General features: G+C 42.8%; 11 protein-coding genes and 2 pseudogenes. 10 read left to right on the forward strand and 3 right to left on the reverse strand.

Going from position 1 to position 15597, the window contains the following annotated elements; genetic code table 11:
• The first annotated feature begins 12 nt into the window (after positions 1 to 12).
• Complete coding sequence (locus tag JCM19038_RS10540; protein WP_042417622.1) at positions 13 to 768, forward strand: HAD family hydrolase; 756 nt, start codon at positions 13 to 15, stop codon at positions 766 to 768.
• A 44-nt stretch (positions 769 to 812) separates the two neighbouring features.
• On the opposite strand, the gene JCM19038_RS20810 is transcribed toward JCM19038_RS10540, so the two are convergent.
• Positions 813 to 3887: a gamma-glutamyltransferase gene (locus JCM19038_RS20810; protein WP_052361465.1), complete on the reverse strand. Its 3075-nt coding sequence runs from the start codon at positions 3885 to 3887 to the stop codon at positions 813 to 815.
• A gap of 149 nt (positions 3888 to 4036) precedes the next feature.
• Between JCM19038_RS20810 and JCM19038_RS10555 the strand changes: the two are divergent.
• The 9 genes and pseudogenes from JCM19038_RS10555 to JCM19038_RS10595 all read left to right on the forward strand — a co-directional run bounded on the left by JCM19038_RS10555 (position 4037) and on the right by JCM19038_RS10595 (position 14275).
• Positions 4037 to 6006, forward strand: a pseudogene (locus tag JCM19038_RS10555) (acetoacetate--CoA ligase).
• A gap of 47 nt (positions 6007 to 6053) precedes the next feature.
• On the forward strand, positions 6054 to 6251 hold the full coding sequence (locus JCM19038_RS10560; RefSeq protein WP_042417626.1) for a hypothetical protein: 198 nt from the start codon (positions 6054 to 6056) through the stop codon (positions 6249 to 6251).
• A 150-nt stretch (positions 6252 to 6401) separates the two neighbouring features.
• Complete coding sequence (locus JCM19038_RS10565) at positions 6402 to 6755, forward strand: DUF5362 family protein (protein ID WP_042417628.1); 354 nt, start codon at positions 6402 to 6404, stop codon at positions 6753 to 6755.
• A gap of 597 nt (positions 6756 to 7352) precedes the next feature.
• The gene (locus JCM19038_RS10570; protein ID WP_042417629.1) at positions 7353 to 8918 is read left to right on the forward strand and encodes a sensor histidine kinase; all 1566 of its coding nucleotides are present in this window, start codon (positions 7353 to 7355) and stop codon (positions 8916 to 8918) included.
• Positions 8918 to 9589, forward strand: a complete 672-nt coding sequence (locus JCM19038_RS10575; protein WP_193745110.1) for a response regulator — start codon at positions 8918 to 8920, stop codon at positions 9587 to 9589. The genes JCM19038_RS10570 and JCM19038_RS10575 overlap by 1 nt, the downstream gene beginning before the upstream one ends.
• 168 nt (positions 9590 to 9757) lie before the next feature.
• Positions 9758 to 10735: a tripartite tricarboxylate transporter substrate binding protein gene (locus JCM19038_RS10580; protein ID WP_042417633.1), complete on the forward strand. Its 978-nt coding sequence runs from the start codon at positions 9758 to 9760 to the stop codon at positions 10733 to 10735.
• A gap of 12 nt (positions 10736 to 10747) precedes the next feature.
• Positions 10748 to 11197, forward strand: a complete 450-nt coding sequence (locus JCM19038_RS10585) for a tripartite tricarboxylate transporter TctB family protein (RefSeq protein ID WP_042417636.1) — start codon at positions 10748 to 10750, stop codon at positions 11195 to 11197.
• A gap of 14 nt (positions 11198 to 11211) precedes the next feature.
• A pseudogene (locus JCM19038_RS10590) lies at positions 11212 to 12722 on the forward strand (tripartite tricarboxylate transporter permease).
• A gap of 401 nt (positions 12723 to 13123) precedes the next feature.
• Positions 13124 to 14275, forward strand: coding sequence for a M20 family metallopeptidase (locus JCM19038_RS10595; protein WP_042417829.1), 1152 nt, complete (start codon positions 13124 to 13126; stop codon positions 14273 to 14275).
• A gap of 702 nt (positions 14276 to 14977) precedes the next feature.
• Here JCM19038_RS10595 and JCM19038_RS21820 read toward each other — a convergent pair.
• The gene (locus JCM19038_RS21820) at positions 14978 to 15304 is read right to left on the reverse strand and encodes a spore coat protein (RefSeq protein WP_042358724.1); all 327 of its coding nucleotides are present in this window, start codon (positions 15302 to 15304) and stop codon (positions 14978 to 14980) included.
• Positions 15301 to 15579 carry a hypothetical protein gene (locus JCM19038_RS10605; protein WP_238554379.1) on the reverse strand — a complete coding sequence of 93 codons (279 nt, stop codon included), beginning with the start codon at positions 15577 to 15579 and terminating at the stop codon, positions 15301 to 15303. Before JCM19038_RS10605 ends, JCM19038_RS21820 begins: the two co-directional genes overlap by 4 nt.
• Positions 15580 to 15597: the final 18 nt, after the last annotated feature.

The raw sequence follows: 15597 nt of genomic DNA on the forward strand, positions 1-15597 counted from the left end.
AGGTGTGAGACGATGACGAACATCATTACGTTTGATTTAGACGGTACGCTTATGCAAAATCCGTTCGTGAAGTTTGTGTTTCCAGCCATCGAGAAAGAACTGCAGGACGTATTAAACGATCAGCGACCAATCATTTCTGAAATTGTTGCGATGCACAACGACTATATGAAAAAAGGTGAAACATCCAAAGCCTATGATTGGGACCTGATCGTAACGGAGTTTTTGATTAAATCGAATTGTGTGCACACGCTGTCTGTGGAGCAACTTGTAAAAAAGCACGCTGCACCGCCTGACTCGTACCTTCTTGAGGCAGGAAGCATTTCGGCCTTAATGACGTTTAGGCAGAAGGGTTACCGTCTCGTGGCGTTAACGAATGGTTTTTATAAATATCAATTTCCAGTTATGGAACGACTAGGGCTTGCGCCACTGTTTGATCAAATTGTAACGCCAGAAGAAGCAGGGTGCGCAAAGCCAGATCCACAGATTTTGCAGGCGGTGTATGCACATGGCACGATTGTCGGTCATGTAGGGGATCGCATTGATCATGATGTAGTAATGGCTAACCAAGAAGAAATCCCATCCATTTGGATCCGCCATACGTTTCCGGAATGGATAAAACGAGCAACCATGAGTGAACGGATACAGCTTGCACAACCATTGATTAAAGAGAAATATGAGAAAGAAACAGGAACTCAAACGATTAGCGAGGAATGTCAGCCAAATTATATCGTTTCATCAATTGAAGAATTGCACCGGATTTTTACGTAAAAGCGCCCCGTACTTCACTCGTACGAGGCGTTTTTTATATTGGGTTAGTCGAATGCGCGATCTAAAAAGACGACAAGTTGTGCACGGGTGACGTTTTCATTCGGACGAAAACGATTGTCTTCAGTAATCGTAATGCCGTGCTGAGTAAGAATCTCCACGTTTTCTCTATGCGCATCATACGCCTGGTCAAGATCAACGATCGTGACGTCTTCACCAGTATTCTCAAGCTCTAACCCTCGTACGAGAATGGAGGCCATTTGCTGGCGAGTCAAATAATCGCCGCCTTTGAAATATTGGCTGTTATTCGAGCCAATCATAATGCCTGCTTCATAAACGGCAGCCGCAACGTCGGCATACGTGTGACCCGGTGGCGTGTCTACAAACGGTGTGCTGTCTACGTTTTCAGGTACTGGTAATTCAAGTGCATTCGTTAAAATGCGAGCGCTTTGACCACGGTTGATCGGTTGACTCGGTCGAAACGTACCGTCTGTATAACCAGTAATCACATGTAGTCCAGCCATTCTCATAATTGAATCATACCCGAACGTGTTCTCATGAACGTCGCTAAATGACAATGCAGCGTGTTGAACCATTGCACTTCCACCGCCGCGGCGCTCAGGTTCTGTCGTTGGTGTCACTTGACCGTTCTCATGAAATTCAATGCCAGTAACTGCACCAATTCCTTGAACGGCTTGGTTCGCTAAGAAACGATGGCCACGTGTCTCGAGTTCGGCAATCTGAGCAAGGGATTCGTTATTCACATAGCGCCCTTCGTACTCTGTTGCAGAATCAAAATTGTTCCGTTGCGAGAAGCGCGGCTCAGTGATTGCTTCTGGAAATGAGCGATTAAAATCGAGCATGTGCATCATAATTTGTGAGACGGTCGTAATGATCGTGTCACTTCCCGGTGCACCGATCGTAAGTACCGGACGATCGTCTTCCATTACGATGGTAGGTGACATGCTACTTAATGAGCGCATACCAGGTCTCGGGTAATTCGGATGATCAGGAGATTCAGTTGGAATCCGGCTATAAACCGCGTTATTTAATAGAAAACCATAGCCAGGAACGACCATGCCGTTGCCACCAATTGAGACAATTGTAGACGTGTAACTGACGATATTTCCTTCATCATCACTGACCGATAAGTGAATGGTTGATTCATCCGCATCATCTTCTAAGTGCTCAAATTCCTCTGGTTCTTCAATGATTGCTTTTTCTGCAGGTGAGATGGCTTTTTGTTTTACGTCTTCTTGAATGCTCATCTGGCGTGCTTCGTTAATCGGTGTTACATCAATATGATCGACATACAATGTTTGGGCATGATGGTGATCGAAGTTGATCATGCTCAACAAAACATTGCCTCTGTCTAACGATGTTTGGTTTGAAGAATCTAAAGAATGAACGGCTAGCCACTGATCAGGACGACCTTCGTTATCAGTAGAAACGGCGACTTTCAACTGCTTATTTTCAATTCTAAATGTCACGTCATGCCACTCATCTTGAAAAGTGAATGGGATTCGTTCAACCGTTCGAAGCTGACCATCGACAACAGATTGTAGAGCAAGTTGGTTCGTGCCGAAGTTAAGCTCTAAGCCGTACCCATTTAGTGGCAACGTACTACCAGATTGCCATACGTCCGCATTAAGCCAAATTCGGAGCCTACGGTCACCAGAAGAAGGTTCTCCATAGACACGCATCGTTAGTTCATGATCTTGGAGTGCTTCCATCGTCACTGCTGCACGACCGTATGAACTGCCTCTGCCGTCTTGACGGGGTGAAAGTGTCATTTGACCTTGTTCATTGTTTACCGTGAACGTGGCATCAAATGGGTGGCTTGATGGTCCAGTATCAATTCGGTGAAAATGCTCGCTCGGCCACGTTTGATTGTTTTTAACATCTTGGAAGTCATAAGGAAACTGCGGCATTGCTTCAGTCTGTGGATTTCCAGGAGCAATTTGGCCGATGCGTGCAATGCTTGAATCAATAAGGGAACGACGATGATCGGCATACGACATTGATAGAAGCTCGTTTTCTGGAACATCGGTAAACGTGGGATCACCAATGTAAGCTCTTCGGTCCGCAAACGCAGCACGGGATGCTTCTAAGTAATGATGCAATGCATCAACAGGCCCCATATTCGGAACATCGTAACTTTCAAGCATGTTAAAAAGTAAGCCAACAGTAATCCCGCCACTTGACGACGGTGGCATTCCGTAGATGTCATAGCCACGATAGGTAGAATGCGTCGCTTCTCTTGTAATGACCTCGTAACCTTTAAAATCGTTTAACGATACATCGCCTTTAAGAATGCCTTGTTCAGCGTTCCAATTGCTACTTACCGCGCGAAAGTCTGGATTTGCAACGAGCGGTGGTTCATTAATCGTTTGAACCATTGCTTTCGCAACTTCTCCTTCATAAAAGACATCGGCACCCTCATTTGCAATTAATCGATATGTATGAGCAAGATCAGGGTTTTTAATTCGTTCACCGACTCGAGGCTGGTCATAGATTTCAACTGTTGACGAAAACAAGTTAAAACGATCTTGATGTTGATTGGTTTCTCGTACATAGTTGTGATCGGCAATAAAGCCGTTTTCTGCAACTTGAATGGCTGGTTGTAACACGTCTTCAAAACTCATCGTTCCGTATTGCTCGAGGGCAACTTCCCAATTTTTGATCGTACCTGGGACCGATACGCTCGTACCACTTGAGGTTCTCATTGCTGCAGGGTAGATTGAACCGGTCGTAGGATCAATGTAGGACTCATCGCTAAACGAAGCCGGTGTGACCGATCGTGCATCGATCGTAATGTGTCGGTCTTCTTCAGCAAGGTAGATGAGCATCATGCCACCGCCACCGATACCGCCTGAGTAGGGCCGCGTGACGCCTTGAGCTGCTGCAACGGCAATGGCAGCATCAATGGCATTGCCACCTTGATCAAGTATCGCCATCCCTGCTTTTGATGCATGGTAATCTTCTGAAGCAACAGCACCACCTGTTCCTGTAACATGAGCGTCTACATGAGCTTCAGATTGTGCATGGAGGGGTGAAGGTTTGAACAGCGATACGAGTAAAACACCAGATAGTACAAATGAAATGAATTTCCGAATGATCATCTACTCCTTTATAGGTTTTGATTGGAAAAAAACGTAAAACTTATCCTCTTATTGTAATGATAATTAGAAAGGATTGCTAGATAGCAGGAGAAATTGGCAGAAATCACTAATTACATAAAGGAGGAGTAGACGAAGAGGAGGGAAAAAGGATGAGTGTGCAAGAGGGGACGTTGTTACATACCCCAACTAAAGAAGCGATTGAGCAAACAAATTTAAGCGATTACATGAATTGGCTAACGAAGCAACATGGTCTTTCCTTTGCAAATTACCATGAACTTCACAACTGGTCAGTTACTGAGCATGAAGCGTTTTGGGAAAGCTTATGGCATTACTTTGAAGTGAACCCTGGAGCGACGTATCAACACGTTATGGATTCGTCAGAAGGATTTATGCATACGACGTGGTTTCAAGGAGCAACCGTAAACTATACCGAATACATCTTCCGGAACATGAATCCTGAACATGTTGCCGTTAAAGCGTACGGAGAAAAAAGGCACAAAGAAGAAATCGTTTGGGGAGAGTTGTACGCACGTGTATCAGCCGTTGCAAATGGTTTGAAGGCACTCGGAGTTGAGCGTGGCGACCGAGTCGTAAGTTATATGCCTAATATTCCTGAAGCGATGGTTGCAATGCTTGCGACAGCAAGTATTGGAGCGATTTGGTCAAGTTGTTCCCCAGACTTTGGAGCACGAACGGTCGTTGATCGTTTCATACAGATTGAGCCGAAAGTGATTTTTGCTGTTGATGGTTACCAATATAATGGAAAGAAGTATGACCGAATAGACGTCGTAAAAGAAATTAAAACGTCAATTCCGTCATTAGAACATGTCATCGTCGTTCCAGTATTTCAAGATGCGCTTCCAGCTGAATTTAATTTATGGTCTACTTTCTTATCTAATTATCGAGATGGTTCTCCAATTCCATATGAGTCCGTAGGATTTGACGATCCGTTATGGATTTTATATTCATCGGGCACGACAGGACCACCGAAAGCCATTGTCCAAGGTCATGGCGGCATTATCTTGGAACATATGAAATCAATGGTATTACACAAAGATTTAAAATCGGAAGACGTCATGTTCTGGTATACGTCGACCGGTTGGATGATGTGGAACATGGTCGTAAGTGGGTTAATGATGAACGGAACGGTCGTGCTTTATGACGGTAGTCCAGCATATCCAGATGCGAATGTGACATTTAAGCTTATTGAAGAAGCAGGGATTACTTCATACGGTACGAGTGCACCATTCATTATGGCTTGCCGAGCAAACGGAATGCAGCCTAAAGACATCGCAGATCTGTCAACGCTTAAAGCATTCTCTTCTACGGGTGCAACGTTACCTCCAGAAGGATCACAATGGGTGTATGAAGCGGTTAACGACAAGGTATGGTTAAACTCTGTAAGTGGCGGTACCGATATCTGTTCAGCAATTGTAGGTGGGATCCGACTCAACCGGTCTATGCTGGAGAGATTCAAGGACGCGTACTTGGTGTGGATGCCGATGCGTGGGATGAAGAAGGGAATTCACTCGTGGATGAGGTTGGTGAGCTAGTCATAAAAAAGCCAACGCCTTCCATGCCTCTCTATTTTTGGAATGACCCGAACAACGAGCGATACTATGAAAGTTATTTTAATGAGTATAAAGGGGTTTGGCGACACGGTGATTTAATTAAATTTAAAGAAGATGGTCGCTGTCAAATCTATGGAAGAAGTGATTCAACAATTAATCGTGGCGGCGTGCGAATGGGCTCGAGTGAGATTTATCGAGCAGTCGAAAGTCTTGAAGCAATCAAAGATAGTTTGATCGTTGATATAAGCCATCCGACACGAGAACCATACATGCCTTTATTCGTTGTGTTAGAAGATGGCTTTGTTTTGAGCGAAGAATTAAAAACAGAAATCATAACGAGCATCCGTCAAAACGTTAGTCCACGACATGTTCCAAATGACATGTATGTGATTGAAGAAGTTCCACGTACATTAAATGGAAAAAAAGTCGAAGTGCCTGTTAAGAAGTTATTGATGGGTGTTGAGTATGAACAAGCAGTCAATGAAGGATCATTACAGAATCCTCAAACATTTAATTACTTCAAACAATTTCATCGACATGATGCTTAACGAACGGGTTCATTAAAGCATATAGTACTGAAAAAGGAGGAATAACGATGTATCCTCATCAAGATCCCTTCTTCAGGCAACTACAAAAATCATTGTTACGGTTTCAAGCAGACTTTAATGAACGGTTTAAAGGGATGGACGAACGATTGAATGATGCGAATAAACGCTTCGATGAAATCGATCGTCGTTTTACAGAAAAAGCTGAAGAGAATTTCTATGAGATTGAAAAGAAGTTTCATAAATAACGATGTGTACAATTAGCTTCGTTTTAAGTTCACACGTAATACGTGAAAACTTAAAAGGAGGCTTTTTGTATGAAGATTCTTAATAAAGTAGTTTCTTCTTACATACAATTAGGGAATTACTACTAGGAATTGTATAAAAGGAGGAATTGGATGAACGTTGATGTAAGTGCGCATTTGCCAAGAATTGCGCTATGGGGGCGAGTGCTCGGAGTCTATCTTATGATTAGTGGAGCAATTTCTACCATTACTGGTTTGTTCGCTTTTGTTATCGGGGCGATTCCAGGAGTAATAACGATCATTCTCGGTGTGTTTTTATTTCAAAGTGGTAGTGCTGCAAAACGAATGCAAGAGCAAGAGAGTTCTGTAGAACTTAACAATATTTTTACCGGCTATGGACGTTTTTTACTTTGGAATTCAATCATGGCGATCATTGTGACCTTATTCGTTATCATTCTAATTATTCTTGTTTTAATGGGGGTCTTCGCTACAGGGCTTACACAATAAGGATCTTAAATTGTTTATTCAAATGCTGTTGCGTAGGCAACGGCTTTTGTTTTTTTTATTGAATCGAATCGTCAATAGATATGATAAACCTTCGCTTAATCGCTTTATCGTACAATCGTCAAGTAAATGTTTTTGACTAGCTTATCTTATCGGTCAGCGTTTTCTTTTGCTGGACGAAGTGTTTACATTTACCGGACAATTAACTATAGTGGATGATTATTCACTATTTTTGCGATTATCAACAGTGCATTAAGCGGCGTATTGGCTTTTGTCTGTTACAGTGCAAGACTTCGAGTCCGTGAAATATCGGAAATTTTAGAAATAATTATGCGTGTTCCGAGCGGACCTGTGACCGTTAGTCTTGGTGCGGTTCTTCAAAGGAGTTTCTGTTTAGGGGAGCGCTTGTTGGGCTTTTTATTGAATTAGTGTCTACTTTGGTTAGATGAATCAGCAATGCGTCGTTATTGATGGCCTTGTATAGTCCTCAATATCGAGGAGGACCGTAAATGCTGCAACAATTTTTATATGGGATAGTGGGTTGCGGTCATTTTCTACATAACCATATCTTCGTAAGTCTGCAGAGTGAAGGGGGACCATGTGATAAAAAAATGGAAAATTAAAACGCGGATGCTAGTGTTCTCAACGGTCCTGTCGTCATTCTTATTTACAATCTTTGTCATTGCCTTTGCTTCATTTGAAATTGAAAATACGAGAGATGAGTATGAGCAGTTGGCAAGGCAAACAGCGAATACGATCAGTTTTATGCCTGCAATTGCTGACGCCATTGTTAATGAAAAAACGGACGAGCTTGAAGGACAAATTGAACGTATTCGTCTGCAAGTTCAACACCCTCTCATTTCAGTCGTCAATGATGACGGTACGTATGCGCATAACATTAAAGCAAAAAGCAGTGGTGAAGAAGTAGCGGAGGTCGAGTATGCACGAACGCTAATGTATGGCTCTTATCAGAACGAATCTGAACAATTGCATATCCAAATTATTGCGCCCATCTATCAACAAGTGGATTTCAATGGTGAGCGCTTAGTCGGTGCAGTGAAGGTAGAATACCCAAGAGATATTTTGATGACTTCAATTACGGATAAATTTATGCGACTTGGTTTCGTAGCGATTGTAAGTCTTATCGTTTTAGTGTTGGGCATCAGTTTGTTAGCCCGTAACATTCGTGAGGATACGTTTGGGCTTGAGCCGGCGGAGATTGCGAGTAAATTTACGGAAAGAGAAGCCATGCTTGAGTCTGTAAAAGAAGGCATTATTGCCATAAATACGAAACAAGAAGTAACATTGATCAATCCATCAGCACGCAAGCTAATTCAACATCATGATGACGAAGACAAACTCGTGCGTGATTTGGGGCTGTTGGATGTGATCAACGGTGAAGCGTACTTATATGATGAGGAACGTTTTTTCAAAGGACACCCTCTGATTGCGAATTTGCGCCCGATGTACACGAATATGCAATTAACGGGAGCTATTTGCAGTTTTCGATCTAAAACAGATATGAGGTTGCTACAGCAGACCATTGATCAAATGAAAAGCTACGCGGACGGTCTTCGGGCGCAAACCCATGAGTTTAAAAACAAGCTGTATGTAATCATGAGTTTAGTACAACTTGAACAGTATGAGGAAGCGATTCGATTCATCGAGGAAGAAGCCGTCGTGACGGAACGTTTTTTACCAAAGCTTAACCTAATTCAAGATTCTGGGATACAAGCGATCCTTTTAGCGGGAATGGGGAAAGCATCAGAGAAAAATATTACAATCATCATTGAGGACAATTCTTCTTTAGAGCCTACGCATATTCCCATTTCTTCAATGACAACGATGCTCGGCAATGTGATCGACAACGCCATTGATGCAGTCGTTGACGAAAAGCGAAAGAAAATATTGATCTTTATGACGGATGTAGGTGATGATATTGTCATTGATGTTGAGGACAGCGGTAAGGGAATTCCGGATCATTACAAATCAGAGGTCTTAAAACAGGGGTACTCCGTTAAGGGTGAAGGAAGAGGCTATGGTCTTTTTAATGTTGAAAAAGAATTAAGTCGTTACAATGGTTCACTAGAAATAGCAGACTCTGAACTTGGCGGAGCGAGTGTGTCGTTAATCATTCCAAAAAGAGCAGAAGGGAAGATGAAATGATGAATGTGGTTATAGCAGAAGATGATTTTCGTGTTTCAAGCATTCATGAAGCGTATGTGGAAGAAATGGAAGGGTTTGTTGTGACTGCAAAAGCACTAAACGGCAAAGAATTACGTGCATCTTTGAAACAGAACACAGTCGATCTAATCCTACTAGATATCTACTTTCCGGATGAAAGAGGAACGAGTTTGATGATGCACATTCGTACTCAATACCCGGACACAGACATAATCGTCGTTTCGGCGTCGGATCGTCGCGATGATTTGCTTATTGCAAAGCGCTATGGCGTTTATGATTTCTTAGTTAAACCGGTAACGAAAATAAGGTTTCAAACCGCATTGCGACAATATAAAGAGCATCGCGCATGGTTTTCGCAATCATCGACGTTTTCAGAGAGCGATGCAAAGCGGTTTTTAACACATACGGGTCACGCTTTCTCTGAAAAGGAGCTTCCGACAGGGATTGACTCAATTACGTTGAACAAAGTTGCAGGTGCACTAAGCCGAGCATCTGACGGCTTAACGATTGAAGAGACGTGCAGAAAAGAGGGCGTCTCTCGAACGACGGCACGAAGATATTTGGAACACTTGGTGTCATCCGGCAAAGCAAAAACGCAATTGAGTTACGGCGTTATAGGAAGACCTGAGCGTAAGTACGTGCTTACGTCATGACGACCTGGACTTCAGCGAATTCATGCTGAAGTTTTTTTAATTTTAAAGCGATGGTCATAAAGGACAAAAAGAAATAAAAATTCTAAATATTGTAGCGGGTTACTACCGGTGATATATTCATTATCATCGAGATCTGAAAGCGTTTACTTGATGGGGAGGTTTTATACGATGTGGAAAAAAATTGCGATGATGTGCAGTGTCCTTCTAGTTATAGCAGCCTGTTCGAATACTTCAGGCTCTTCACCTGAAAGTTTTCCTGAACAAGCCATTGAGATCATCGCACCGGCAACACCTGGAGGTGGCTGGGATATGACAGCAAGATCAATCCAGCGGGCTATGAATGCCGATGGTTCCGTCGACCAGGACATTACAGTTGTAAATAAACCGGGCGGAGGTGGAGAAGTAGGTTGGCAGTACTTAAATCAACAAGACGGACATTTTGCCGCTGTTAACTCCAGCTTACTCGTTACCGGTAACCTCTTGGATCAAAGTGACCTGACTCACGAAGACTTCACACCATTAGCAATGCTCTCAACAGAGTGGCTAGCTGTAGCAACACATCGTGATGCGGGCTTCTCTGACGGTACTGAGTTGATGGATCAGCTAAGAGAAGATCCTCAATCACTCACGATTGGAGTTAGCCCGTCTCTTGGTAGTGGGAATCATTTGGCATTTGTACAAGCAGCTGTGGAGTCCGGGGTAGATCCGACGGAGCTACAATTTCTCGTATACAGCAGCGGTGGCGACATTATGAATGCGCTTCTTGGGGGACACATTGACGTAACGAGTAATTCAATGTCTGACCTTTCTGATCAGTATGAGGTGGGCGAGATCGATATATTAGCGGTTACGTCACCGGAACGATTAGACAGCTTTCCGGATATTCCTACATGGGAAGAACAAGGGATCGACATGGTGTTCCCACACTGGCGAGGCATCATGGGACCAGCGGATATGCCTGAACATGAAGTGGAGGCATGGGACGAGTGGCTGAGCAGCATGGTGGAGACCGATGAATGGCAGACGGTTTTGGACAATTACGATCTTGAAGATTTTTACATGAGCAGTGGTGAGACTGGTCAGTTTTTTGAAGAGCAGCAGGAATTTTTTGCAGAAATCATTGAACAGGCGGGATTATCCCCGTAGAGAGGAGTCGCCATGAATGCCGTTCGGCTATCATTGCCAATATTTTTTATCGTTGTTAGTTTAGCGCTCGCAATACTTACTTTGCAATTACCACATGCGCAACTAGGCAATCCATACGGACCGATGTATTTCCCGCTCGTCGTGAGCGTAGGTTTATTTCTTTTTTCAGTGATTGATTTAATCAAGACACGCCATCATTTCGGTAAAGAGAATGAAGATTTGAAAGCGTTACTAAAAAAGGAAACGTTGTTTACGTTAGGTGTTATTTTAGCGCTGTGTTTGTTATATACGATCATTTTCGAACGACTCGGCTTCTTTTTGTCCACAGTCATTTTCTTGGTTGCAATTATGTTTTTCTTAAATGGGAAAAAGAAGTGGCTACTAAACATCATCGTGACATTGGTCGTGGCAGGGAGCAGCTGGTACGTGTTCAGCTATTTATTAGAAATTAGTCTACCGTAAAGGAGGATTTCGGTATGGATTTGAGTTTTGTTTTAGATGGATTATGGACAGCCCTTCAACCGATTAACCTCCTTTGGCTCGTTATTGGAGCAATTCTCGGTACGATTGTAGGGATACTCCCGGGGTTAGGTCCGGCTACTGGAGTGGCAGTTTTAATTCCTTTAACCTTTGGTATGGAACCTGTTAGTGCATTGATTCTAATGGCTGCGATCTACTACGGGGCATTGTTTGGAGGATCAAGAAGTTCGATCTTAATTAATACGCCAGGAGATGGGTCATCGATTGCGGCGACATTTGACGGGTATCCGATGACCAAAAACGGTCAAGCCGGTCAAGCGATGTCCATTGCGGCAATGGCCTCGTTAATCGGCGGTGTGATGGCGATTTTTGGATTTATTTTCTTAGCTATTCCGCTTGCGAATTTCGCATTGAACTTCGGACCAGCCGAATATTTATTTCTCTTTTTCTTTGCTTTATCGGCTGTGGTCGCCCTTTCGATAGGAACATGATAAAAGGATTCATAACGATGTTCTTAGGCCTTGGAATTAGCACGATCGGTATTGACTTGCAATCCGGTGTGCATCGACACACCTTTGACATTCCTCATTTCACAGAGGGAATCAGTTTTGTCGTCATCATTATCGGAATTTATGCCATTGGTGAAGTCTTGTACAATATGTTCGCCAACAAGCAACCTAAAGACGTTGATAGTAGCAAGATTGGGAATAAATGGTTTACGAAAGATCAATGGAAGCGTTCCCTCGCTCCAATTCTAAGAAGCGGACCGATCGGTTTTTTCCTCGGGGTATTGCCAGGTTCAGGTGGGACAATTTCATCGCTTCTTGCTTATAGTGCGGAGAAACAAATCTCTAAGAATAAGAAGCAGTTTGGGAAAGGTGCCGTTGAAGGATTAGTTGCTCCAGAATCTGCAAACAGTTCAGCAGCAGTCGGCTCACTCATTCCGATGTTGACGATGGCAATACCGGGTTCGGGAACAACTGCAGTGATGCTCGGGGCATTGGTAATGATCGGTATTACGCCGGGGCCACTTCTCTTTGAAAACAGCCCTGATCTAGTATGGACACTGATTAATAGTATGTTTATTGGGAACATCATTCTTGTGATTATCAACATTGCAATGGTGGGCGTTCTAGTGAAGATCTTGAAGACGCCACCGAAAGTACTCTATCCGATTGTTCTCGTTCTCTCGTTTATCGGTGCGTACACGCTAGGGTATAGCACGATTGATTTCTATATTCTAATTATCGCAGGGGTCATCGGGCTGTTCATGCGTTTATTGGATTATCCTGTTGTTCCGTTAATTCTTGCGCTCATCGTAGGCGGAGAGATGGAGCAAAACTTAAGAAGAGCACTTGTCATCTACGACCAGCCGGTGGATATGCTTTTCGCCTCCCCGATTACAATTGTGTTGGCATTACTTACATTATTATCATTCTCTTACCCGTTGATTATTAAGCTCGTAAAGAGAGCAAGTAAAAACAAAGATCATACCGTCGATCTATAGATAAAATACTGCGCTTAGAAGGAGCAATCCGCTAGGACAGATTCGATGAAGGTTGTGAATCAGAAGTCGCTCATTTTAGATTGATCAGAAAGATTTGAAGTCGTTGACGAGCAAAATCGCTTAGTAAGCTACTTTTTGGACCAGCTTGTCGCAAAGAACTTAGTTGTGACAAACTGGTTTTTTTATGAAGGATGCTCAATTCAGCTTGTAATAGTTTTAGAGATTGGCGTTATTACAAGCGCAGGTTTATTGTAGTCATCCATTTACCAACTAATCAAAAGTAGTGTATTCTTGTTCATAAGCGTTCCTCTTTATTGGATTAAATAGGGAAACGCTAATTATTTTTTTAACATTTTGTTTTTTTTTAAATGAAGTTGGATCATAACAGGAGGATGGGAACGATGAAGTCTTATTTACAAGCTGAGCTTACGAACATGTTAAAGACGCTTGAAACGTTTGTGAATCAAGATAGTGGGTCTTATGACAAAGAAGACATTGATGAGTACGGCAAAATGATTAAGAGTGCATTTGAAAGCATCGGGATGATTGAAGAAGAACATGAATCTCTTAACCGTGGAAACCATCGCTATTTTTCATTTCCAGAAACTACACCATCGGTCCTTTTACTATTACATATGGATACCGTCTTTAAATCTGGAACTGTAAAAGAACGGCCGTTTCGAATTGAGGGCGACGTTGCATACGGACCTGGTGTTGTTGATATGAAAGGTAGCCACGTGTCCTCTTTGTACGCGATAAAAGCATTAATTGAAGAAGGTTCTACGGACGTTTTACAGCACGTTGGTATTCTTTTCACAAGTGACGAAGAAATTGGTGCAACTTCGTCTAAAGAACTGATTCAGTCCTACGCTAAGGATAAGCGTGCGGTACTCGTGATGGAGCCTGCACGAAAAGACGGTTCTCTCGTCACTGCAAGAAGAGGGGGCGGGCGTTTTACGATGGACGTTCAAGGAAAAGCGGCACATGCAGGGATTAATCCAGAAGAAGGTCGAAGTGCCATTGAAGAATTGGCTCACAAAACGATTGCTCTTCATCAATTATCAAACCTTGAAGCGGGAATTTCAGTAAACGTCGGGGTCATTGAAGGGGGATCAACGGTAAACACGGTCGCTGAGCATGCTCGTGCGTTCATTGATGTGCGAATTTCTACACTCGATCAAGGACCACAAATGACTGAAGCGATTGAAGCCATGTGTGAAGAGTCAGAGCTGGAAGGTACGAAGGTGACGGTCTCAGGAGATTTGACGAGGCCACCGATGGAAAGAACGGAAAAAACTGAAGAGTTGTTTCAATTAATACAACAAACTGGTGAACAAATTGGCGTACAAGTGACCGAAGTAGCAACAGGAGGCAGTTCGGATGCTTCATTTACGAGTGTGATGGACGTTGCGACGATTGATGGAATGGGTCCTGTTGGTGGAGGGGCGCATAGTTCGGACGAATATTTAGAGATCCCAAGTTTAGTTGAACGGACGCATTTACTTGCAGCGACGATCAAGCAATTAAGCAACAGCCGTGTAAAAACAGTTTAATAGAGAAGTCTCCTAACTTGACTAAAGCGGGCGCCTATTCAATTTAAGTTGAATGGGCGCCCGTTTCTTTGAATACATAGTAAAGAAGGGGGACGAACATGATCGTTATGATAAAGCTTCTTGTAGCTGTTGTATTCTTAGTCACGTATTCAAAAGCAGAAACAGTCATCGTAGATCTTAAAGAACGGTCGGTTGAAGAGATTGATTTTACAGATTACTTTCCAGAAGAAACCCTTTATGCGACGTACGAGTTTGAAGACAACCACACGAAAGAGCGCACCATAACATCAGTAAATGCAAATCAACTTGCCGTGAACCAATCAATAAATGGCGTTCATGTTAGTGAGGAATTGTATGAAATCGATCGCACGCTCGTTCAAGGAGTTCGGTATACCGAATACAAACCAGAAGGTGAATCATTTATCATACTAGATCATCAGCAATGGGATGATGCTGCGTATTCCTATCGGGTTCGACCAGCGACGTATAAGCTTACGATTCAAGAAACAACGTATGATAATTGCATCGTTGTCGATCAATATGCGTATGAACAACTTGTGGGTGAAACTTTTTATTGTGAAAATATCGGTGAAGTGTACCGTAAAGCACAATTAATTGAAGATGAACCGGTCTTTGAGTCAACACTCATTCATTTTGAAAATGAACAAGAAACGTCGGATGAGTCCTACTCACCCCGACGTTTTAGTGAGGCATCTGTCCAGATGGAAGTTCTGAACTTAACGTTGAATATTCTTGATAAGCTTGTTGTTTTGCTTGTTCAGGAGCAGGTTCAAGAGAGTACCAGCCTTTTTCGAACATCTGATTGTAAAGATCACGCTGGCAATCTTGTGATTCCTTACTGATGCTTGCAATCTCATCGTACAGCGCTTTATGGCTCGCTTCATTCATTGCTGTTCCATAGGATGCTGTCATATATTTTTCTGTTGATAGTAAGTCTGTCATAAAGTCTTTGTCATTCATTTCCTTCGTATTTGGAACTTGTGTCTTGGGGTTTTGGATTTTAGTCATTGTTTAGCTCCTTGAATTTGCAAATAAGGCATTAGGCGGTTGTAATGGTTTTCGTGCATTTGGGCGACTTGCTCAAATTTCGTCTTCACATCAGCTTCCATGGCATGTTGCGCATAAAAGTGAGCCTTTTTTGCAGCTGTTAAATTCCAATTCAACATATCAGATAAATACAGTTGGTCTTTTGTCGTAATGACTACAGGTGGTTGGTGTATCGTATTGGCTGATTGGGCGGATTGTTGGTTTTGAGGTTGATTCGAATTTGGTTGCATATTCATTAAGAACATTCTCCTTTT

Source organism: Geomicrobium sp. JCM 19038 (assembly GCF_000698125.1).
Taxonomy (GTDB): domain Bacteria; phylum Bacillota; class Bacilli; order Bacillales; family Marinococcaceae; genus Geomicrobium_A.

Excerpts from the sequence above, each read along its gene's own strand:
- JCM19038_RS10605 (WP_238554379.1), bottom strand. The coding sequence starts at position 15,579 with ATGAATATGCAACCAAATTCGAATCAACCTCAAAACCAACAATCCGCC.
- JCM19038_RS10575 (WP_193745110.1), top strand. The coding sequence starts at position 8,918 with ATGAATGTGGTTATAGCAGAAGATGATTTTCGTGTTTCAAGCATTCAT.
- JCM19038_RS21820 (WP_042358724.1), bottom strand. The coding sequence starts at position 15,304 with ATGACTAAAATCCAAAACCCCAAGACACAAGTTCCAAATACGAAGGAA.
- JCM19038_RS10560 (WP_042417626.1), top strand. The coding sequence starts at position 6,054 with ATGTATCCTCATCAAGATCCCTTCTTCAGGCAACTACAAAAATCATTG.
- JCM19038_RS10540 (WP_042417622.1), top strand. The coding sequence starts at position 13 with ATGACGAACATCATTACGTTTGATTTAGACGGTACGCTTATGCAAAAT.
- JCM19038_RS10565 (WP_042417628.1), top strand. The coding sequence starts at position 6,402 with ATGAACGTTGATGTAAGTGCGCATTTGCCAAGAATTGCGCTATGGGGG.
- JCM19038_RS10580 (WP_042417633.1), top strand. The coding sequence starts at position 9,758 with ATGTGGAAAAAAATTGCGATGATGTGCAGTGTCCTTCTAGTTATAGCA.
- JCM19038_RS10585 (WP_042417636.1), top strand. The coding sequence starts at position 10,748 with ATGAATGCCGTTCGGCTATCATTGCCAATATTTTTTATCGTTGTTAGT.
- JCM19038_RS10595 (WP_042417829.1), top strand. The coding sequence starts at position 13,124 with ATGAAGTCTTATTTACAAGCTGAGCTTACGAACATGTTAAAGACGCTT.
- JCM19038_RS20810 (WP_052361465.1), bottom strand. The coding sequence starts at position 3,887 with ATGATCATTCGGAAATTCATTTCATTTGTACTATCTGGTGTTTTACTC.